Origin of the sequence: Aquimarina sp. MMG016, assembly GCF_018100805.1 — a bacterium.
In the GTDB taxonomy this organism is placed as follows: Bacteria; Bacteroidota; Bacteroidia; order Flavobacteriales; family Flavobacteriaceae; genus Aquimarina.
In genome coordinates this window covers 107,473-129,980 of record NZ_JAGJEA010000005.1, presented here as the reverse complement: position 1 = coordinate 129,980, position 22,508 = coordinate 107,473, and the positions used below count along the sequence as shown (strand labels likewise).

19 protein-coding genes and 9 tRNA genes are annotated in these 22,508 nt (G+C 34.7%); all 28 read left to right on the top strand.

Features of this window, described 5'->3' with window-relative positions:
- Positions 1-438: 438 nt before the first annotated feature.
- The 28 genes from J8M14_RS11745 (at position 439) to J8M14_RS11610 (ending at position 22,456) form a co-directional block, all read left to right on the top strand.
- Positions 439-612 (top strand): hypothetical protein, encoded by a 174-nt coding sequence (locus J8M14_RS11745; RefSeq protein ID WP_211074813.1) that lies wholly within the window; start codon positions 439-441, stop codon positions 610-612.
- An 85-nt stretch (positions 613-697) separates the two neighbouring features.
- The gene (locus tag J8M14_RS11740; protein ID WP_211074812.1) at positions 698-2,632 is read left to right on the top strand and encodes a tetratricopeptide repeat-containing sensor histidine kinase; all 1,935 of its coding nucleotides are present in this window, start codon (positions 698-700) and stop codon (positions 2,630-2,632) included.
- Positions 2,633-2,643: 11 nt separating this feature from the next.
- Positions 2,644-4,602 (top strand): tetratricopeptide repeat-containing sensor histidine kinase, encoded by a 1,959-nt coding sequence (locus J8M14_RS11735; RefSeq protein ID WP_211074811.1) that lies wholly within the window; start codon positions 2,644-2,646, stop codon positions 4,600-4,602.
- 11 nt (positions 4,603-4,613) lie between these two features.
- On the top strand, positions 4,614-5,282 hold the full coding sequence (locus tag J8M14_RS11730; RefSeq protein ID WP_211074810.1) for a response regulator transcription factor: 669 nt from the start codon (positions 4,614-4,616) through the stop codon (positions 5,280-5,282).
- Positions 5,283-5,515: 233 nt separating this feature from the next.
- Entirely contained in the window at positions 5,516-5,818 is a 303-nt protein-coding gene (locus tag J8M14_RS11725) for a GIY-YIG nuclease family protein (protein WP_211074809.1), read from the top strand.
- A gap of 481 nt (positions 5,819-6,299) precedes the next feature.
- Complete coding sequence (locus J8M14_RS11720) at positions 6,300-6,860, top strand: sigma-70 family RNA polymerase sigma factor (protein ID WP_211074808.1); 561 nt, start codon at positions 6,300-6,302, stop codon at positions 6,858-6,860.
- Positions 6,861-7,994: 1,134 nt separating this feature from the next.
- A complete protein-coding gene (locus J8M14_RS11715; RefSeq protein ID WP_211074807.1) occupies positions 7,995-9,386 on the top strand; it encodes an RtcB family protein in 1,392 nt (463 codons plus the stop codon).
- Between the two features lie 140 nt (positions 9,387-9,526).
- Positions 9,527-10,117: a hypothetical protein gene (locus J8M14_RS11710; RefSeq protein ID WP_211074806.1), complete on the top strand. Its 591-nt coding sequence runs from the start codon at positions 9,527-9,529 to the stop codon at positions 10,115-10,117.
- A complete protein-coding gene (gene prfH, locus J8M14_RS11705; RefSeq protein ID WP_211074805.1) occupies positions 10,118-10,813 on the top strand; it encodes a peptide chain release factor H in 696 nt (231 codons plus the stop codon).
- A gap of 4 nt (positions 10,814-10,817) precedes the next feature.
- On the top strand, positions 10,818-11,375 hold the full coding sequence (locus J8M14_RS11700; RefSeq protein WP_211074804.1) for a hypothetical protein: 558 nt from the start codon (positions 10,818-10,820) through the stop codon (positions 11,373-11,375).
- A gap of 113 nt (positions 11,376-11,488) precedes the next feature.
- Entirely contained in the window at positions 11,489-12,058 is a 570-nt protein-coding gene (locus tag J8M14_RS11695) for a hypothetical protein (RefSeq protein WP_211074803.1), read from the top strand.
- Positions 12,055-12,600 carry a 3'-5' exonuclease gene (locus J8M14_RS11690; protein ID WP_211074802.1) on the top strand — a complete coding sequence of 182 codons (546 nt, stop codon included), beginning with the start codon at positions 12,055-12,057 and terminating at the stop codon, positions 12,598-12,600. The genes J8M14_RS11695 and J8M14_RS11690 overlap by 4 nt, the downstream gene beginning before the upstream one ends.
- Positions 12,601-13,474: 874 nt before the next feature.
- Positions 13,475-13,547 (top strand) — tRNA-Cys (locus tag J8M14_RS11685).
- A 9-nt stretch (positions 13,548-13,556) separates the two neighbouring features.
- Positions 13,557-13,639: transfer RNA gene (locus J8M14_RS11680), tRNA-Tyr, on the top strand.
- Between the two features lie 208 nt (positions 13,640-13,847).
- Positions 13,848-13,919: transfer RNA gene (locus J8M14_RS11675), tRNA-Glu, on the top strand.
- A gap of 136 nt (positions 13,920-14,055) precedes the next feature.
- A tRNA-Leu gene (locus J8M14_RS11670) sits at positions 14,056-14,129 on the top strand.
- Positions 14,130-14,136: 7 nt separating this feature from the next.
- Positions 14,137-14,207: transfer RNA gene (locus tag J8M14_RS11665), tRNA-Arg, on the top strand.
- Positions 14,208-14,212: 5 nt separating this feature from the next.
- Positions 14,213-14,283, top strand: a tRNA-Gln gene (locus J8M14_RS11660).
- Positions 14,284-14,289: 6 nt separating this feature from the next.
- Positions 14,290-14,364: transfer RNA gene (locus J8M14_RS11655), tRNA-His, on the top strand.
- A gap of 3 nt (positions 14,365-14,367) precedes the next feature.
- A tRNA-Phe gene (locus J8M14_RS11650) sits at positions 14,368-14,440 on the top strand.
- A 43-nt stretch (positions 14,441-14,483) separates the two neighbouring features.
- Positions 14,484-14,660, top strand: coding sequence for a hypothetical protein (locus tag J8M14_RS11645; protein ID WP_211074801.1), 177 nt, complete (start codon positions 14,484-14,486; stop codon positions 14,658-14,660).
- Positions 14,661-15,140: 480 nt separating this feature from the next.
- Positions 15,141-15,237 (top strand) — tRNA-Phe (locus J8M14_RS11640).
- 824 nt (positions 15,238-16,061) lie between these two features.
- Positions 16,062-17,162, top strand: coding sequence for a slipin family protein (locus J8M14_RS11635; protein WP_211074800.1), 1,101 nt, complete (start codon positions 16,062-16,064; stop codon positions 17,160-17,162).
- A gap of 434 nt (positions 17,163-17,596) precedes the next feature.
- The gene (locus J8M14_RS11630) at positions 17,597-19,267 is read left to right on the top strand and encodes a SulP family inorganic anion transporter (RefSeq protein ID WP_211074799.1); all 1,671 of its coding nucleotides are present in this window, start codon (positions 17,597-17,599) and stop codon (positions 19,265-19,267) included.
- Positions 19,268-19,898: 631 nt separating this feature from the next.
- Positions 19,899-20,207, top strand: coding sequence for a hypothetical protein (locus J8M14_RS11625; RefSeq protein ID WP_211074798.1), 309 nt, complete (start codon positions 19,899-19,901; stop codon positions 20,205-20,207).
- Between the two features lie 285 nt (positions 20,208-20,492).
- The gene (locus J8M14_RS11620; RefSeq protein WP_211074797.1) at positions 20,493-21,476 is read left to right on the top strand and encodes an SH3 domain-containing protein; all 984 of its coding nucleotides are present in this window, start codon (positions 20,493-20,495) and stop codon (positions 21,474-21,476) included.
- Between the two features lie 166 nt (positions 21,477-21,642).
- The gene (locus J8M14_RS11615) at positions 21,643-22,173 is read left to right on the top strand and encodes a Crp/Fnr family transcriptional regulator (protein WP_211074796.1); all 531 of its coding nucleotides are present in this window, start codon (positions 21,643-21,645) and stop codon (positions 22,171-22,173) included.
- Positions 22,174-22,204: 31 nt separating this feature from the next.
- Positions 22,205-22,456 (top strand): hypothetical protein, encoded by a 252-nt coding sequence (locus tag J8M14_RS11610; RefSeq protein WP_211074795.1) that lies wholly within the window; start codon positions 22,205-22,207, stop codon positions 22,454-22,456.
- Positions 22,457-22,508 lie beyond the last annotated feature (52 nt).

The following is a 22,508-nucleotide window of genomic DNA, read 5'->3' as shown; positions in this document are numbered from 1 at the left end:
ATATTCACCACTATTTTCGATCAACATTTATAGATATCCGCTATCAAGCTTGCCGGTTTATCCAAGATTTCTGTAGAAATGTCAAGACTTGTATTGATGCCACACTGTTCCGAAACCTCGGGAAGCGAAGTGTAAACAACATCAATTAATAGGCCTTCGACAGGCTCAGGCTGACATTGTAACACAATACAGTCTAAGTTACTATGATAATCACAATGAAACTGTCATTCCGGCCTCCGAGCCGGAATCCATAATCACATCCACCCTACAGTTGCGCGATCCCATAAGGGGAAAGTAGGGATACGCAACTGTACAGGATGTCACTTTCCCAATAACTAATCGATCATTTCCCATAGGTGCTGTACACGAGTTGTACAATCTGGGGTTCAAACCTATGGGCGTACCCCAAACTGTGGAATACAAAAAACAATTAATATCATGAAAACTTTACAATACATACTATTAGCTATTCTTTTAGGAATCAACCTTGTTTCTTGTGAGACTCCTGCTATCAGTGAGGAAGTTGGAGTTGAGGAAGTGAATTCTTTTGATTCTGAGGAAGACTCGGGCGATGTTGAAATTGTTGAAGAAGAGAATAAAGAAAGGTCTTAGTACAAATCAAATTATTCTATCTTTAGGGGGCTTTATTTATTTTCAATAAAGCCCTTTTGAAACATATATTATTAGTGTGTTAGATATGAAATACTTTTTTCTTTCTTGTGTAAGTTTTATAATTTTTTATAGTTGTACTATTAAAGAAAGTCAAATAATAGACCATAATGGGAGTGAATTGTTAGAAACTTATATTTCTAATGCGAAGAATAAAGAAAAAGGTATTCATTTTAGATTGGAGAATGCTAACAAAGCTTATGCTTTAGTTAAAGATATGGATGATAATATTCAGAAAAGAAAGAAATTAAACAGTCTATCTTTAGCATATCTGAATCTGAACAGAAAAGACAAATATATTGAGATTATAGAGGAATCGATAATTCTATCAAAAAAGATTTTTGACTCAGCTGGAATCGCATTTAATTATAATAACTATGCAATTCTTTATAAAGGATTGAATAGACTAGATAGTGCTTATGCCTTTCATAAAAGAGCTGAAGAAATTTATTCTAATTTAAATATTAAAAAACATTACGAACATGGAAAAGCACTATTAGGGATAGCTATAATTCATAGACAAATAAAGGATTATCCTAATAGTATTTCCTCAACCATTGAAGCAATAAAATATTTTGAATTAGATGGTAAAGCAAATAATTATTTAACAATATCATATAGCAATTTAGGAATAGTTTGTAATCGTTTGGAAGAGTTTGATGAGTCAATTAATTATCATAAAAAGTCTATTGAATACGCCAAAGCCCTTAAAAATAGAATTGAAAGAGAAGTACTAGCATATAACAATATAGGTATAGTTTTCAAAAATCAAAAAAGATACAAAGAAGCAATTAGTTATTTTAAAAAAGCATTACTTTATAAGGATTATCTTAATAAAAACCCAAAAAACCGTGCTAGGTTACTAGATAATATAGGATATATAAAATTTTTATCTAATAAAAATGATACAACTGCTTTAGACCTATTTAATAAAGCATACAAAATAAGAGATAGTATAAATGATGTCCAAAATATTTCAACAAGTAATTTGCACTATGCTGAATACTATAAGGTTCTAGGGAATGATAGCCTTGCTATATCTTACGCATTAAAAGTTGAAGATGCTTCATCAATAGCCAATGATAATGATGAATTATTGCGATCGTATCAGATTTTATCTAAAGTTTTGGATAGTAAGAAGGGGTTAGTGTATGCTCAAAAATACATCAAACTAAATGATAGTTTAACAAGACAAGAACGTCTACACAGAGACAAATTCGCCCGCATCCGCTTCGAAACCGATCAAAAAGAGCAACATATCATCGAGGTTCAAAACAAAAACACCATCTATCTACTCGGTATACTATTACTTTTAACCATCATTAGTTTTGCCTTCTTCTTCTTTCGGCAACGCACTAAATACCTGGCACAACAAAACAAAATCATACAGTTTCAGGCTAGTTATGATACAGAAACCCGTATCTCTAAACGCTTACATGATGAGTTGGGTAATGATATCTTTCAGATGATGCTACAATATCAGCATAATCCACAAGATCCAACCATACCAGAAAAACTAAATACAACTTATCATAAAGCCAGGGATATCTCACGAGAAAACAGTGAATTCGATACCGATGCTTCCTATCCACAAGAACTCACTAATATGCTACAAAACTACACCCAAAACGAGGTGCAATTTATCCTGAGAGGACTAGATAAAATGGAGTGGAATAACATTGGTAGAAATATCAAAATTACGGTCTATAGAGTACTACAAGAACTGATGACCAATATGCAAAAACATAGTCAGGCGACTTTAGTAGCTTTAGTTTTTAATTATACTGAGAACCAACTGACTATAAAGTATTCAGACAATGGGGTAGGAATGAACCAAATTGATCAAAAATCCAGTAACGGACTCCGTAATACGGAAAAGCGTATTCAAGCCATAAATGGAACCCTTATCTTTACCACAGAAAAAGACAAAGGCTTTAAAGCCGAGATGCGAATCCCCTGTTAACTATGAATGCTTTGTCTATAATAATAAGAATCATATTTCTTTGTATAGGTTGCATTTTCCTTGGTGTAAGCTGTACTACTGATAAGCAAAATGAGAACGAAGAATACGCTTTGATCAATTCTTATATTGCTAAAGCAGAAGATATAGCAATAACTTCAGATCAGAGGAAAGATATTTTAAAAAATGTCTTTGAAGAGGTTAAAAAACTTCCTAATGATTCTTCCAAAGTTAATAGAATTCACGAGCTCTCTTATATATATTTTAATTATGAAAACGATCATAAAACTTACAAAAACTTAAATGACATAGCTCTAAAAATCTCTTTAGAAATATTAGATTCATTGACTATAGCGAAATCATATAAAAATATAGGAATTTATTATAGATATAAGCAGTTGGATAGTGCTTATAGAAATTTTTATAAAGCAGATAAAATATATCTTTCATTTGATAAAAATGGCTCAATAAATCGCAAAAAATATGCTTTTGATCATGGTGCAGTATTAATTGATTTAGCAAAATTATTAAGGAGAGTTAAAGACTATAGCGAAAGTGAAGATTTAACTATACGCTCCATTAAGAAATTTGAATTTTCTGGAAATCTAGAATATATATCATTATGTTATATCACTTTAGGAATAATCGCAAAATATTTGGAACGTTATGAAGATGCAATTAAGTATAATTATGAATCAATTAAATTTGCAAAGAATACTCCAAAAGATACTTTTTATACAACATCAGCCTATAATAATATAGGAACAATTTATAAGTCTAAAAAAGAATATAAAAAAGCTGAAGAATATTATTTAAAAGCTCTTTCATACAAAAGTTTTTTAAAGAGAATACCAAAAAATCATGCTCAGTTACTGGATAATTTAGGATATGTGAGGTTTTTATCCAATAAGGATGATAAAAGCGCTTTAGACTTATTTGACAAAGCATATAAAATTCGAGACAGTACAAATGATATTCATAATATTTCAACAAGTAATTTACATTATACTGAATACTATATGACTTGGGGGAAAGATAGTATTGCCAGAGATTATGCATTAAAAATAGAAGAGATTTCGTCTATTGTGAATGATAATGATGAGTTATTACAAGCATATCAATTATTATCAAAGCTCTCAAATAACAATAAAGGATTGCAATATGCTCAAAAATACATAAAGCTAAACGATAGCCTAATCAAAGAAGAACGCCTTTATAGAGACAAATTCGCCCGCATCCGCTTCGAAACTGATGAAAAAGAACAACAAATCATTGAGGTACAAAACAAAAATACCATCTATCTACTTGGTATGTTATTACTTTTAACTATCATTAGTTTTACATTCTTTTTCTTTAGACAACGCACCAAATATCTAGCTCAGCAAAATAAAATTGTACAGTTTCAGGCTAGTTATGATACAGAAACCCGTATCTCTAAACGCTTACATGATGAGTTGGGTAATGACATCTTTCAGGTGATGCTGCAATATCAGCATAATCCACAAGATCCAACCATACCAGAAAAACTAAATACAACTTATCATAAAGCCAGGGATATCTCACGAGAAAACAGTGAATTCGATACTGGAGGCACCTATCCAAAGGAATTAACTAATATGCTACAAAACTACACCCAAAACGAGGTTCAATTAATCCTGAGAGGATTAGATAAAATGGAGTGGGATAACATTGGTAGAAATATCAAAATTACGGTCTATAGAGTACTACAAGAACTGATGACCAATATGCAAAAACATAGTCAGGCAACTTTAGTAGCTTTAGTTTTTAATAATACTGAGAACCAACTGACTATAAAGTATTCAGACAATGGGGTAGGAATGAATCAAATTGATCAAAAATCCAGTAACGGACTCCGCAATACGGAAAAGCGTATTCAAGCCATCAATGGAACCATTATCTTTGACTCAGAAAAAGACAAAGGCTTTAAAGCCGAGATACAAATCCCTAATTAAAAAGTGAGTAGATGTTTACTAAGGTATTGGTGGCAGAGGACTATGAAATTGCCAACCACGGTATTATAAAAGTTTTACAGGATAGCGTTGGCATCCAGAATATCCAGGAAGCCAAATATTGTGATGATGCCTATCTAAAATTCCGTAAGGCACATAATGATCATAATGAATTCGATCTATTGATTACAGATCTTTCTTTTAAAGAAGACCATAAGATCCAAACCAGAGCTTCTGGGATAGAACTGATACAAGATATCAGAAAAATTCAACCGGATCTTAAAGTGATTGTATATTCTCAGGAAAGCAGACCCGATAGAATAAAGATGTTGTTTGATAAACTAAACATCAACGGGTATGTTTGTAAAGGTCAGCATGCGGTAAAAGAATTAATAACTTGTGTCAATAATGTGTATCAAGGTGATACCGTGTTACCTCCAGAATTGACTAATGCTTCTAATAGCAATGCCATGATTCAGTTGGATGATTTCGATATGATATTGTTAGAAGAATTATCACAAGGACTCACTAAAAAAGAAATCGTAAGCAAGCTTAAAAAACAAAATATATCTCCTAATAGTGAAAGTACGATTGACAAAAGAGTCAGTAAACTTTTTGATGATTTCAAAGCCAAGAATACTACGCATTTGGTTGCCATCGTAAAGGATTTAGGGTTGTTGTAAAAAGACTCTTTTGTCATTCCGCACTTGACCCGATTTGTATCATTTTTTGTCATTCCGCACCTGATGCGGAATCCAAAGCAGTGTTGCAATGATCAATCAATGGATTCCTGCCTACGCAGGAATGACAAGTAAGGTTGAAAAGTAATGTGCTTCTATAAAAATGAAGCGCATTAAATTGTAATTCCGGGCTTGACCCGGAATCCAAAGTAGTGTTAGAATGAAATAATTATACTGTGCTAAAACCAAACCACCAATATGCTGTTTATATCCTTACCAATAAAAAGAACGGCACATTATACATCGGCATGACTAATAATTTAGAACGAAGGGTTTTTGAGCATAAAAACAAATTGACAGAAGGGTTTACTAAAAAATATGGATTAGATAGACTGGTTTATTTTGAAATATATCAATATGTCAATGACGCTATTAAAAGGGAAAAGCAATTAAAAAAGTGGAAACGGCAATGGAAAATTGACCTGATAGAAGAAGAAAATAAAGATTGGAATGATTTAGCAAAAGATTGGTGCGATTGATGAATTCCTATTGGAGTTTACCTTGAGCTGTAGTCGAACGGAAGGAATGACAAAGAAGAAGAAATAACAAAAGTAGTACCTTGTCATTCCGCACCTGATGCGGAATCCACAACATTGTAATAAGGATTAGTCGATGGATTCCTGCCTACGCAGGAATGACAAGTAAGGTTGAAAAGTAATGTGATTCTATAAAAATAAAGCGCATTAAATTGTCATTCCGCACCTGATGCGGAATCCAAAGCAGTGTTGTTCTGATCAATCAATGGATTCCTGCCTACGCAGGAATGACATCATAAGGTTTTGTCATTCCGCACTTGATCCGGAATCCATAATACGAATGAATGAGCCCTCCTAATGTTAAAATCTCCCTGCATTACGGAAATCTGTAAGGACATATCCCGTAGCTGATATATGTTTGTGTCGTAAAAGAATTAAAGTGATGGGGATTACTTTAAACCTACAAGCATAAAAAACTATACAAATGGATCGGGATAAAATAATTATTGCAGGGATTATTAATGGAGACCAAAGAGTACTGAAAGGTTTTTATAACGATAATATAAGATATATTAAGGCCTACATTCTTAAAAATTATGGTACTACACAAGATGTTGAAGACGTTTTTCAGGATGCTTTTATGATTCTATATCAGAAATTAAAGTCAGGGATTTTAGAAGTAACAATATCTCTGAAAAGCTATTTCTTGGGGATTTGTAAAAACATCTGGAGAAATCAATTACGCAAAAACCAAAAGTTTATTATTAATAACGAGTTAATAAATAAAAAAGAGGCTAATAATCCTTACACAACTGATAACGAAAGTAAGGAAAGAGAACATTTGTATAGAAAATATTTTCAGAAACTAAGTGTTAAAAATAAGTATCTATTACTGCTCTCCTTCGAAGGGAATTCTGCAAAAGAAATTGCAACTATAATGGGGTATAGCGAAGGATATACACGTAAAAAGAAATTCGAAGTTAAAAAACAATTATTTGATATGATCGAAAAAGATCCTCTGTATAGAGAATTAAAAACAATCTAATTTCACAAATAAATTTGGAAGCAATGGGATAATTACTTCATATTTGCACTATTAATAAGAACAAAAAAACAAGTTTAATTATCTATGAATTTATTCTGTATACATAAAAAAGGACGCTGTAAAGCTATTTTTACATCGAAAGCATAGGTAAAAAAACTAGAAAACGATATAAATCTAAAAGGCGTCCAAAAAAATTGGGCGCTTTTTTTTATATCTTTTCTTAGAAACTATGAACATCCAATACAATGTTGTTTGAGCGATACTCATAAGAGCTACAGTTAGTTACCAAATAGATCACTATCCGTTAGTAAACGGACAGGATTTTTCTTGCTTAAAAATAAGTTTAACCATTTGATAATCAGCAAAATAAATACAAAATAAATTTGCATACTTAGAAAATAGATTTCATATTTGCACCGCAAAACAATTAAGTTTTGATAAGAAAAGTGTTTTATCTTGTGTAAGAGACTAAGCGTTTAAAAGCAGAGCTTTTCAAACCTTTTTCCACCAGTATAAGATTTGTTTTGCGTTAAAAAATCTTGAAGCCTTGGAAAGATTTTAGCAAAACAAATCTGGTTTTCAGTTTTACTGAAAAATACCTTGGAAAAAGTGCCCTTTCTTTTGGTTCGTTTTCTTTGGGCAAACAAAGAAAATGAACAAGAGACCTAATCAATGGATAATTTTTATTCTAAATTGATTAGTATTTAATGTAATAATAAATTTAATCTTTAATAACCGAAGTACTATGACCTTTACAAACATATACACAGATACTTTAAGAGAACCAGGTTCTTTTCTAGGTATGCTTCGGGACTTCTATAATTCATAAACTGAAAATGATCAGTTAGATAACAAGTCCGAAGCCAGAAAAAAGTTTCGGACTTGTTATTTTCAATAGCTTCAAAATATACTGAGCCGTCACACTGAGCCTCCTCCAAAGGCAGACAGGTGTCAAAGTGTTGTCGAAGTATTCCGAAACACATAAGCAAACAATCAAAATATAATGCGTTAGGGATAGAGCGGTTACCCCACAGATTGTCATACTGAGCCTGTCGAAGTATAGATAATCGAGGAGTATGAGCGAAAGCCCGACCCCGAAAAGTATGCATCGGGGAACGCCCAAATTCCAAAATCATGGGAAAGAAATTAAGCGGAAAAGACTTAATCAAATTAGGCTTTCCAAAAAACAATAGTATTAATGTGACTTTAGGTCAGATTAATCGATATCAAAAAAGAGTAAAAAAAGAACACATATTAATAGAAGCCAAAAAAGTATTATTAAATCCAGAAGCCTATCAAGGAGATGGTATCTGGGGCAAAATTGCGGAAAGTTTACTAAAACCTGTAGCCATAAAAAAGCACGCTTTAAAGACCATAAGATCACCGTTTCAGATCTATGGCGAAAACGAAATCGATGAGCACGCAAAATACCAATTGTATGATGCACTTAAGTTACCGGTTTCAGTCGCAGGAGCTTTGATGCCAGACGCACATAGCGGATATGGTTTGCCAATCGGAGGAGTACTGGCAACAAAAAATGCAGTGATTCCTTATGGCGTAGGAGTAGATATCGGATGTAGAATGTGTTTAACCATTTATCCAATTGCGATCTCTTATCTGAAAGGAAAAAAGCATCAGTTGGAGAATATATTATCCGAACATACAAAATTCGGGATGTATGAAACCCATAAAGTGAAGCATGATCATGAAATCTTTGAGCGTGATGAATTTAAAAACATTCCGCTGGTAAAAAGATTAAAAGATAAAGCTTATAAACAATTAGGAACCTCTGGTGGTGGTAATCATTTTGTAGAATTTGGAGTAGTGGATATTACAGATACCGAGAATGAATGGGGATTGGATGTAGGATCATACATAGGTGTTTTATCACATAGTGGTTCTCGTGGATTGGGAGCTAATATTGCAAAGCATTATACCTATTTGGCAACCAAACAATGCCCATTACCAAAGCATGTACAACAACTGGCATGGTTGGATCTAAACACTCACGATGGCCAGGAATATTGGTTGGCTATTAATCTTGCCGGAGATTATGCACAAGCATGTCACGACGATATTCACGCCAGAATCGGAAAGCTATTAGGATCGAGGCCCGTTGCCAAAATTGAAAACCATCACAATTTTGCCTGGAAACAAGAAGTGAATGGTGAGGAATGTATTGTTCATAGAAAAGGAGCAACTCCTGCTGCCAAAGGCGAATTAGGAATCATTCCAGGATCAATGACAGCGCCAGGATTTATAGTGAGGGGATTAGGAAACCCGGAAAGTTTGCAATCCGCATCACACGGAGCTGGAAGATTACATTCCAGGAGAAAGTGTAAAGAGAAATTTACTAAGAGTGATATCAAAAAACAATTAAAAGCAAATGATGTCACACTGATCGGTGGAGGAATTGATGAAGCACCGATGGCTTATAAAGATATCAATAAAGTCATGGCAAATCAGCAAGAACTGGTAGAGGTAGTTGGAACATTCACACCAAAAATCGTGCGAATGGATAAATAATGTGATTTGGGCGTTTCCCCGATACATACTTTTCGGGGTCGGGCTTTCGGCTGTATCTTTTCTGTCATACTTCTCGACTCCGCTCGAAGTGACAGAAAAGGATGCCGCCTCAATCCCTAACGCAAAAAAAGAATATAAAAATGGAACAAAATAGATTTAGATCCACAGTAAAATGGCTAGGTGCATTCAGTGATAAAATTATTGTTCATTGTCCTAATTGTAATTCAAAAGCCCAGCTACTAAGAAGATGGGCTGAATATCGAAAGTATAATGACCCTTATGATTTTCAATGTAATCATTGCCATACAGAAGTAAGAGAATTAGAAAAACATATATATAGCATTAACAGAAACTGCCCTTTTTGTGCAGAAATAATGACGTATAAATCAGCTCCTACTACAAAAATTAAAAAGGAGATTGAGGTAAGCTGCGATCAATGTCAAAAAAAACTTTGCTATCCTCCAAAGATTGAAATAATCAAAGAATGGATATCTAAAGGTAAGACGGTAGAATTACACTATTGGTACGAAACAAAATATAAAGGAGAATGGTTTTGGGCATTAAACGAGGAACATCTAGAATATCTAGAACAGTTTATAGCTTCAAAACTAAGAGAACGAAGTTTATATCGATCAGGAATGATGCTAGTAGACAAATTACCTCAGTTCATCAAAGACAAAAAGAATAGAGATTCATTATTAAAAACAATCTCTAAACTAAAAGAAAAATAAATGAAAACTAAAATAATTCAAATAACCGCCGGAAGAGGACCCGCAGAATGCTGTTGGGTAGTAGCACAAGTACTGAAGTTATTTTTAGAAGAAATTAAAAGTTGTGGATATGCCTACCAAATCCTTCAGAGAGATAAAGGCTTTGAAAATGGAACCATACAATCCGCAACCATACAACTAAAAGGAAAAGTAATAGAAGCTTTTCTAGCAAGTTGGCTTGGAACTATCCAATGGATTGGCACATCTAAATTTCGAAAATACCATAAACGGAAAAACTGGTTTATCGGAATGTATGAAGTCAAACAAGTTCAGCTAACGTCTCTAAAGGAAAAAGATATTTCCTTTCAGGCAATGCGAAGTTCTGGTCCTGGCGGTCAAAATGTAAACAAAGTAAACTCTGCCGTTCGCGCCACCTACAATCCAACAGGAGATCAGGTAGTCGTAATGGATAGCAGATCACAACATCAAAACAAAAAAATCGCCATAGAACGATTAAAAGAAAAAGTGAATCAAAGTCAGCTCACCAAATTACAAAAGTCGTTAAGCGACCAATGGGAGAATCATTTGCAGGTGCAACGTGGTAATCCTATCAGGGCATTTAAAGGAACTGATTTTAAAAAGCATTATAAAAAACAATCGTATGCGTCCAATCGACAACAATTAAAAAAGGATTTGCGCAACGAATTAAAAAATTAGAATTATGTCAAATTTATTAGATAAATATCTATTTCAGGCATTGGATGCGTATCCGTATAACCTTGAAGAAGCTGTAGAATCCTTGAATTATGCATTGTCATATGATGATAAAAATCCAATAGCGCTTTGTTTAATGGGACAGATCTATGCAGAAAATCTAAGAAATTATGAAACTGCAAAGGAATACTATCAGCAAGCATTAGCAGAAGATATGTATGCTTTAGATGTGTACCCAAAGTATATCAATGTACTTCTTTGGAATGAAGATTATGAAGAGGCAGAAAAATTGATTGATTTTGCTTTGACCTTAAAAGGAACCGACAAAGCAGTTTTGTATTTAAAAAAAGGAATTTTTTTTGAACAAAAAAGAGCATATAAAAAAGCACTCAAAGCTTTGAAAAAGGCCAAAGAACATACTTATAACAATTATTTTATAAGTGATATCGAAGGCGACGAAAAAAGAATAAAAGATAAAATGCCTAAAAAGAAGAAAAGAAAGAACAAGAAAAAGGATAATAAAACTAAAGATTCTTCTAAAAAATCAAAAAGGAAGAATAAGTAATTAAGTATAAAATTTGTCATTCCGGGCTTGACCCGGAATCCATATAGGGAATTATCTTATCAAACAACAATGGATCACAGTCTGCATTGGGATGACAAAAAAAATAAAGAATTATGGGAACCATACATAATAAAAAAAGATACGGAGAGGTCTGGCCATCATATAGGATCGACTATGCTTTAAAAGAGCTATATCAATTACAGAAACTAATAGTGTTATCAGGAGGATGGGCGTGGCATTTTTTGTCACCAGATGGGCATATTGAGTATAAGCACGCACATGATCATAAAGATATAGATATATTCGTACACCCAAGAAATGTTGCGGAGGTAATGTGTATTTTATTGAAGAATGGTTTTAAAAAGACCTGGACTCGGTATGATAAATTACCTAGCGAAGAGAATTTCAGGAGATACGAAAAGCTAATGGTTATTGATGAAGATAAATCATTTAGAATCACAATTGATTTCTTTGTCAGAGAAGTGCCTTATAGAAAAGTGAAGGGATGGAATATTGTGAAGCCCATATTTCTGTTAGGCTTATATAGCAACATCCATTCTAGTGACAAGTGCTGGGCTGTACAGGCCACATTAAAACTCTTGGATAGACAGATAGATCCACTAGATAGAGAAGAATTAATAACAATTCCATCTCGAATGGAAAACGAAAACTTACAACAATGAAAACAATAAATACAATTATAATCATTGACCTCGAGGCTACTTGCTGGAACGGACCGGTTCCGGCAGGCCAGGTCAGTGAAATCATAGAAATAGGCATCTGCTTGTTAGATACTGAAACAGGCGCTATTTCTAAGAATCAAGGCATCTTAGTGAAACCCGAAAGATCAGAAGTAAGCCCTTTTTGCACTGAGCTTACCACGATAACTCAGGAGTTATTGGACAAAGAAGGAGTTTCTTTTGAAACCGCTTGCGAAATGCTAAGAACAGAATATAGAGGTTACGAATATACCTGGGCAAGCTACGGACAATATGATCTGAATATGATGAAGAAACAATGTTCGTTTAGAGGAATAGAGTATCCATTATCCAAAAATCATATTAACGTAAAAGAACTTTTTGCCAAGACTAAAGGGTTACGAAAAAAAGTGGGAATGAAAGGCGCTTTAGGCATATTAGATATTCCTTTAGAAGGTACCCATCATAGAGGAGTGGATGATGCAAAGAATATTGCCAAAATTCTGGATTGGTGTCTGAAAAAATAGAAGCAAAAACAATTGAAGTCAAAAGCGTTCAGGAAACTGAATGCTTTTTTTATGGCCACTTGTCTTTATTAGAATGCTTATAAATTAATTAGTAATTCAAAAATAATTTGGATATGAACTAAAAAACTAATGATATTTGTAACACAAAATGACAAGAAATAACATACATACCGCACCGAAATCACTGTTTAGTCAGTGTGATTATCGATGGATTAATGAATTATCCATTCGAAACAGGACGTTATGTAACTATTTTTAAGCATTTTTATGAAGTGATTTAAAACAAAAACTAGATATAACTATGAGCGTCCAAGAAATTGGGCGCTTTTTTTATGAATTTTTTTTAGCAATAATGCATAAAAGTTAATTAGTACATAAAGATTAGTGTTTGGAAAGTAAGCATCAGGGAGACAGGCTATTGCGTCAACTATCCAAAATCTGTTGAAAAACGGACAGGGATTCTTATATCTAATACTTAACATAACTAATTGATAATCAGTAAAATAAATCAAAAAAATATTTGCAGATTAAAAAAAAGTCTTCATCTTTGCATCGCAATCCAAACAAGAAATAATCGTCAAGGTTGCATTCATAGAAAATAATTTAAAACGTATAAAAATGATACCGAATAGTTCGCAACATATTTTAAATCGCTTCTTTACTAAGCAAGGAGAATATTGTTCTGATGTGAACATAAAGGGTGTCTGTTTTATAGAAAAGATGATAATAAGAGTATAGCTTATATAAACATCAAGATATAATAAGAAGACGCCCGAACAAGGCGTCTTTTTTTATGAATATCGTTCATTGACATTTTGAAAACCAAACCTAAAAATAATTCTGAATTCAAAAATCTGAATTTAGAATTAGAAATGACAAGGTGGCTGAAGAGTGAAGGCAACGGTTTGCAAAACCGTTTTTTGCAGGTTCAAATCCTGTCCTTGTCTCAAAACTATGGAAGTATTGAGCAATTGGTTGGCTCACCGGACTGTAAATCCGGTCTCTTCGGAGCTTGTAGGTTCGAGTCCTACTACTTCCACTATTTAGTACCGTAGCACAATGGCTAGTGCACCCGACTGTCTCTCGTGTGTTCGTCCCGCCTTGGCGGGATCGGTACTGTAATACTTATCTGGGGGTATAACAATGGTAGTTTACCCGCCTTGGACGGGGGAGGTTATAGGTTCCCTGCCCGCCACAGCTTTTTAGAAATAGGATGACAGGCGGGGAGCCCTGCTCTCTAGACAAATGTTCCGTTGGTCAAATGGTTAAGACGCCACACTTTCTATGTGGAATTAGGGGTTCGATTCCCCTACGGAATACAATTAATACAGGAATGACGGAACTGGTATACGTACTTGATTTAGAATCAAGATTTTGAGAGTTTGAAATGCTTAGCATTCGTGAAGTCATATTTATCAAATGTCAATCACTTGAACAATCTCTCTCCTGTACAATGCTCCACTAGCCCAATTGGAAGAGGCATCGGGTTTAAGCCCCGTGCAGTCTTGGTTCGAATCCAAGGTGGAGTACGACTATGGGCTCATGGTGTAACGGAAGCACCCAAGGCTACGAACCTTGGAGTATAGGTTCAAATCCTATTGAGCTTACAAATTGACCTGTAATGTAATGGTAACATACAAGACTTTGACTCTTGAATTGGGGGTTCGAATCCCCCCGGGTTGTCAATATGGTGTCTCTAGCTTATCTGGTAAAGCGTCCCACTGTGAACGGGAAGAATAGGGTTCGAGCCCCGGATTACACCCAAAAGGAACAGTAGAAAAGTTGGTCAATGCGCCGGATTGAAGATCCGAGGATATAGGTTCGAATCCTATCTGTTCCACTGATTTTTTAAAAACAATGTTTAACCAATTCATCTAAGTATTATGAAAACTCATTTTACTATTACTAAAGGAAAAAAGAAAGGTTTGAAGCTTTTACTTACAAAAGTGTTATCAAAGTGGGCTTCAAATTATATTAGATCGATGAGTAAAGCTCTATTTCCTCCTGGCTCAGAAGAGGTGCAGCCTAAAAATGACAAACATCGAATATTACATAAATGATTTAATTTATCTACGTAGAAATATTGCGTAGTATAATTTCATCTTTGTCGTGTCATTAAAGCAAACCCTCATGTTAAATGGGGTATAATGAGGGTTTGAAGTAGTGCCCTGCTACAATATAGGGTAAGTAGCAGGGCTTTGATAAAGAACCTCTTTAGCTTAAAACTCAGCGCTGGTGGTAAAAGAAAGCGTTACAAAGTAAGATTCTGGCCTATGCTGGAACAAAAATATCAAGTGAGTCTTGTTAAGTGTTTCTGTATAACACCATTGTATGAGGTATTACAAAGTTTGTATGATCACTTCATATACAACTTGACTTGAAGGTTTGACTATCACCAAAAATAGTCACCACTCTATGTGTCACGGGTTCGATTCCCGTCTTTAGCTTGAAGTACATCTTTATTGGCTATTGTAGCTCAGTAGGTTAGAGCAATAGATTGTTTCTTGTGGGTTCGAGTCCCACTCCCGATAATTTGGGATGGCGGAATTGGTAAACGCACTAGACTGAAAATCTAGCGAAACGGGCACTTTTATGCCTCTTTTATTTGCACAGGTTCGAATCCTGTCGAGACCACCATTTTAGGTTTCGTAGCTCAGTTCGGTGAGAGCACTACACTCATAATGTAGGTTACAAAGCTCGGCTATCTTTTAAAACTGGCCCCAGCATGTCACGCTGTTAAATATGACAAGAACTGTGATGGCAGATCGGTTGTTATAGTACTCTTACTATACCAACAGTCTAGAATGTACTTTGAAATATTGGTATTGCTATGATTAGAAATAACTACTTTTTTGGATTCAGGTTTTAGAACTATATGATCTTTTCTAAGGTTCTATATTCTTTTCTCTCTATGCTTAAAACTGGTTGTAGACAATATAACAAACTAATATTTCCGTATAGGAAAGATGATTTGCTGTCATCAGTTTTTTACCTCTCTGTCCTGCGGACATCTCTCCTTAAAAGGGAGAGAAATTTTAATTGAGGTTTTTAGAAAAAGCTAATAAAAGTTGCGTGAGGGATAGTAGCCCTTCGACAGGCTCAGGACAGGCTTTATGCTTTTTAAACTTTGTAGACTGAGGTTCTCGAAGGCTACAGAGTTTAAAAAGATATAGCGAATAGCCCGACCGAAGCATAGCGAAGGACACGCCCAATGTATACACCGTAGCTTTTGCGAAGGTGCAAAATATAATTTGAGAAAGAACCATACCCGTAGTTCTGGATTAAATTAGACAAGTTCTCCGTTACAGAAATTGTCATCTAATGAATGTTTAACCCGCCTGTCAGATGGACAGGTTTAAAAAGTAAAAAATGAAATGAGCCAAAGAAACGGGTAGTTATTTATCTCTAATAAAATTTGGCGAATTCCATTTGACCATTGAATAACAAATAAATATAAACAAATGAAAAGAGTAAGAATTAATGCGGGCAAAGTAGGTTTGGTTTTCAAAAAAGGAGATTACCATCGAGTAATTACCAAAGGAATTCATTGGTTAGGATTTAATGAAAGGGTAATACAGTATGATCTTACCAAGCCTTTTGCTGCACCAGTAGCACTGGAACTCTTACTACAAGACAAGGAGTTGGAGGCGATGTTACAGGTAATTGAAGTAAAAGATAATGAGATCGTACTAATGTACGAGAACGGTAACTTTAAAAACATACTAGCCGCGGGCCGTTATGTATACTGGAAAGGATTGGCTAATTATGAGTTTATCACGGCAGACTTGAGTAAGATTTATATTACTGAAAAGATAGATAAAGCATTGTTCAGTCATTATGCGTTGACAAAATATATCAGAGCTTTTGAAGTAGCTGCTTATGAAAAAGCGGTCTTGATTGTAGATGATGTGTATACTAAAACATTGGAAAGTGGGACATATCGTTTCTGGAGAAATGATACCTCCATCAAGATTGTCAAAGCAGATTTACGTCAATTGCAATTAGAAATTGCAGGTCAGGAACTGTTGACCAAAGATAAAGCAGCCGTTCGTATCAACTTTTATACACAGTATAAAGTGATTGATATTGAAAAAGCTTTATTGGATAACAAAGATTATGAAAAGCAATTGTATATCGCAATGCAATTAGTCTTAAGAGCTTTTGTAGGAAACTATACGCTAGATGAACTTTTGGAACGTAAAGAAAGTATTGCGCAAGCAGTACTTGAAAACATAAAAGACCAAGTTGTAAAACTAGGTGTACGAGTATTGAATTGTGGTATCCGGGATATCATCTTACCAGGTGATATGAAAGAAATCATGAACCAGGTATTGGTAGCACAAAAGAAAGCTCAGGCTAATAGTATCACTCGTCGTGAAGAGACAGCTTCTACCCGTAGTTTGCTAAATACAGCAAAGCTTATGGAAGAGAATGAAATGCTCTACAAACTTAAAGAAATGGAATATGTAGAGAAAATAGCCGATAAGATCGGTGAGATCAGTGTCTCAGGAGATGGTGGTATGGTAAAGCAATTGAAGGACATATTCTCTGTGAATAGGTAGGTGTACCTAAAAAAGCATCGGTATCTATATGCCGGTGCTTTTTTTTATGGGTTCCTGTAACCCGTACATCAGGAAAAAAACATCCACATTGTCGAACCTTCAAACATCAGGGGTAGTCTTTTGTCAGATTAGTATATAAGATTGTTTTAGGATGTTTCACAGAGTTACAGTTTTATTTGCGATATGATCGAGTCCTAATAGTTTATACTGTACTGTCTGGACCAAATAACACATATTGGCCTTCCCTTTACCATACAAAACAAAATATTCCGTATTACTTTATAGATTATAAGATCACCGGGTGCTGATATAGGTCATTGCATAGTATAGAAATACGCATTGTGATTACACCAAAAATCGAAAAAGCACATGGTTTCAAGGTAAATAAAGTATATTTATGCCGTACATAAAATGAGTTCAATAATACAACGCTTATGTTATCAAAATTTTACGATCTTAAAAATTTAAAAGGAGATTTTACAGGAGGACTAGTTGCCGGAGTAGTGGCGCTGCCCCTTGCCCTGGCCTTTGGAGTACAATCAGGTATGGGTGCCACTGCTGGTTTATATGGTGCCATAGTGGTAGGCATTTTTGCCGCCTTATTTGGGGGTACAGAAACCCAGGCCAGCGGACCTACAGGGCCCATGACGGTTGTTTCTGCCACGCTGGTAGCCACAGCTATAGAGATGAATGGTTCTCTGGATGATGCGATGAGCATCATCGTACTCACTTTTTTATTAGGCGGTCTTTTTCAAATTTTATTTGGATTTTTAAATATTGCCAGTTATGTAAAATACTTTCCCTATCCCGTAGTCTCCGGATTTATGAGTGGAGTGGGTTTAATCATAGTAATTTTGCAGTTGTTCCCGTTCGCAGGCTTGGATTCGGCTAAATCGACCCTTACTGTAATCCAGAATATACCCAGGCTTTTTTCTGAAACCAATCTTTATGCATTGTTATTAGGGGGAATTACTGTTATCGTCTATTATCTGTTTCCTAAAATAACCAAAGCTATACCTAGTGCTTTGGTGGCCTTGATCACGGCTTCGTTAGTAGCTTATTTTACTAAAATAGAGGTGCCTCTAATTGGCGAAATCCCTTCAGGATTACCATCGCTTCAATTAGGGGGTATCCTGGAAGTAGATTCCAGTGCCTATGGAGTGATTTTAGAATATGCTATTGTGCTTGCCGTACTAGGAAGTATCGATTCATTATTGACCTCTGTGATTGCAGACAATATGACCAAAACTAAGCACAATAGTAATCGGGAGCTTATAGGCCAGGGTATAGGTAATATGATTGCGGCTGCAATTGGGGGCATCCCGGGTGCAGGAGCGACCAAAGGGACCGTAGTGAATATCAATGCCGGCGGGAAGACCCGATTATCTGGGATTTTACACGGAATCTTTTTGTTGACCGTATTATTAGGTTTAGGGCAGTTGGCAGCACATATTCCACTGTGTGTTTTAGCCGGATTACTTATCCCTATTGGTTTTAAAATCGTAGACTTTAAGGGGTTAAAACACCTTTTAAAAGTACCCAAAGCAGATGCGGCTATATTGATATTAGTATTGTTAATTACCACATTTGGTAGTTTGATACAAGCTGTAGGGATCGGAGTTGCACTGGCTTGTTTACTATTTATGAAAAAAGCAGGTGACTTAAGCGAAAAAGGAATGGAAGTAGGTGACGTATCCGATTTTGACGGATCAAAACCGTGGCAGGATGAAATGAAGTTCTACGACACGTATAAAGAAAAAATTATTATAAAGCACTTATATGGACCGCTGTTCTTTGGTTTTACGTCTTATTTTAAGGATCAGATCAAGATCTTGCCTCAAGGGATTAAAGCTGTAATTTTAAGAATGGATCGGGTTCCCTACATAGACCAATCAGGTATTTACGCACTAGAGGATGTTATTTTTGACTTACGAAAACAAGGTGTCGAAGTAGTCCTTATAGGGCTTGACAAACAACCCAAAGATATGCTAACAGCCGTGGATATCATTCCTGATTTGGTACCCGAGAAAGATCTTTTTGAAGATATTGATGCTGGTTTTGATTATTTAAGACAAAAGCTAAAACAACAAAAGATAGCAGGATGAGCAACCTCAGATAACTAGGGAGGTGGTATTTATACTACCCTATCGATGTATCTTTGCTAGCTGTAAACCTCTATAGAACTATCTACAAAAAAACACCCCCGGTGTCATGCGTCCATACATCGAGGGTAGTCTTTTTTATCACATATACTGTGATCTATTCAGGATGTTACTCTCGTTATAGCAGCTTCGTCTGCGATGGTATGGGTGCTTTTAACCTATCACTTTATATCTTATACCATTAGTAGGGTCAGAAAGATTAAGGTTTTGGTGGCCTAGATTAAATTTTTAAAGATAAGCATCAAACGATTACCTATACAAACTGAGTTTTTTGGATTTGGGTTCTTGATACGATTACAAGTCATTTCTAATAGTCTACCCTGATAATTTTAAGAGGAATAGAGGGAAAATTACTAAAACTGTATAAGTTTTACTATCTTAGAAGTAACGTAAAGCCTATAAATTACCCCATATCCGGATTTTGTTTCGGGAATGGGGTAATTTGTTTATAAATTAAATAAAAGCTAAATATTAAAATCAGAATTAATTTGATTTTAATATTGGTTATATTAATAATTAGCTGTTCTGATAATGGGAGCAAAGAACCTAAAATATTCGAATAAAAATGGAATTGATGGTTGTATCAAACTATGGAACTGAAGAGAAAATAGTATCTGATAGCACAAGTATTATACAAATTAAGGAGACGATGAATGGAATTAATTGGAATGAATTTCATCAAGTAATTCTGTCAACTGATGACCATAACTGGATCGAAGTTGGAGGAAGTTTAATTGAAGATGGATTATCATCAGTATATGAAGAAAATGGACAATCATTTATAATTAATAAACCACCATCATCAATCGATCATATGACGGGAATACTGATTTCATACTTTAATGGAGACGGAAAATTTAAGCAGGAAAATAAGTATAAATAAACCTCTCTTCTGTACATATATTTGTCCAATAGTATAGAAAATATTTCTGCTTGGAATAGTAAGAGTTATGGGTTTAGAAAGATAGTTACAGATTACAAAACCGCGATACGAGCAAAGCATTGATGGATGGCATTACAAAATCATAATCATTTCTACTAAAGAATGATACCTCTAAAAACATTGAAAGTAATAATGTAATCTAGGATATTTGATAAAATAAGTAGTGTGAGAACTCAAAAAATTAAAACTTAATTATAACCTATTAATCCTAAAAATAAGCCAATTATGGAGACAAAATTTGGATTTAAGTTACTAACGGTTTCTGAATTTGAAACGTGGATAAAAGATCAGAATATTGCTAGAACGATATTATTTATTCAAGAGCACCATACATTTTTACCAAATTACAAACATTTTAATGGAGGCAATCATTTTGACTTGCAAAAAGGAATGAAAAATCATCACGTACATACTAATGGGTGGAGTGATATAGGGCAACATTTTACTATTTTTCCGGACGGTAAAATTATGACCGGTAGGGGCTTGGAACGATCTCCGGCTTGTATTTTTGGTAATAATAGAGATGCGGTTTGTATAGAAAACCTTGGTTTTTTTGATCATGTAGAAGATCAAATGACTAATGCTCAGAAGGAAAGTATCGTTAAGATAACAGCATTACTTTGTAAACGTTTTAATATACCTGTTACCACCGACAGAATAGTATATCATCATTGGTTTGATCTGAGCACCGGTGCAAGAACAAATGGTAGTGGTGTTACCAAGAGTTGCCCGGGGACTAATTTCTTTGACGGGAATACTATTGAGGCTTGTAAACAGCATTTTTTGCCCCTAGTCGCTAATGCTGCAGGTCAAGCCATATCAGGTTCGATGGCTTCATCCTTACAAAAATATGGGTACGTAACTACCAATAGGTTGAACATACGCAATGGAGCAAGTTCTGCATTTAATAGAATAGGACAGACAGAATTGGGAGCTATATTACGTATCTACGAAGAAAAAAATAACTGGTACAGAATATCCCAAAATAAGGAAGAATGGGTATATAGTAATTTTGTTAAGGATGTAAAACGGGCTACGGTGAATGCTAATATCCTAAACGTACGAAGTGGCCCTTCTACACAATTTAATGTGGTTGGATCCGCGTTAAAAAACCAAGAAGTTTTTGTTTATAAAGAAGAAAACAATTGGTCACAAATAAGTATGGATGAGCAATGGGTATCCAATACTTTTTTAGATTTTGTTTCTTAAACAAGAACAATAAATGTTCTATAGCTCATCATAAACACTCAGGCAATTTTGTATCTTCCTGACTTTAGGTATCAGGTTCAATAGAGATCTGATTGGATATAAATATACAAGAGAAATAAGGAATATATGTCGTTTATTTCATTATTGCCAGTAATTAGACCAAACAATGAACGAAGAAACAATAAGTCAATCCATACATAGAATTGAACATTTGAAAAAAGGCCACTTATTTCTTCAAGTTGGCAAACCTTGTATAGAGATTGGGATGTTAGAAAAGGGAATTATGCAAGGTTTTGTTTATGACAATGACGGAAACGAAATTACAACGCATTTTTACCAAGAAAAAGATATGGTAATTGGCAGTTACATTCCAAAGACCAATGCTGCAATGTCAGTAGAAGCATTAGAAGATTGCGAAATTTCTGTTGCCGATTATTCGCAAGTAATGGAAAACGTGAATAAAGACAAAGAAATCACAGAAATTATCACCAAGCAATTTCAAAAACTAAACAATCAACTTCAAGCAAGACTGGTTTCTTTACTCAATCTAAATTCAGTAGAAAAATACGAACTCTTTCTTAAAGAATATCCGAGCTTGCTAAACCGAATTCCACACTACTACATTGCAAATTACCTCGGTATAACACCAACTCAATTAAGTCGAGCGCGAAAGCAATTTATCGACAAATGTAAATGAGATTAAAAATGCTGCGTCGTTACTTTGCAGTATGAAAAATACATTTATACTTATTACTACAATGCTTTTGGTTACAGGATGTAACGGACAGCATCATAATGAAAAGGGACATAACTCTCATAATTCAGAACAAGAAAAGATTAAAAATCTTGAATCTGAAACAGTAGAAAGCTTCCCTACTGTTGGATTCAAAGCGGTTTATAAGGATACAATTGGATATCCCATTAAAGATGTATTTCCATTGTTTGAACCTCAAGGTCGTAATTTACTCTATGAGAATTAGAATCCAACTGAATTAAAAAAAGGAGAAAACGGAACCGTAAAAGGGTAAGTCT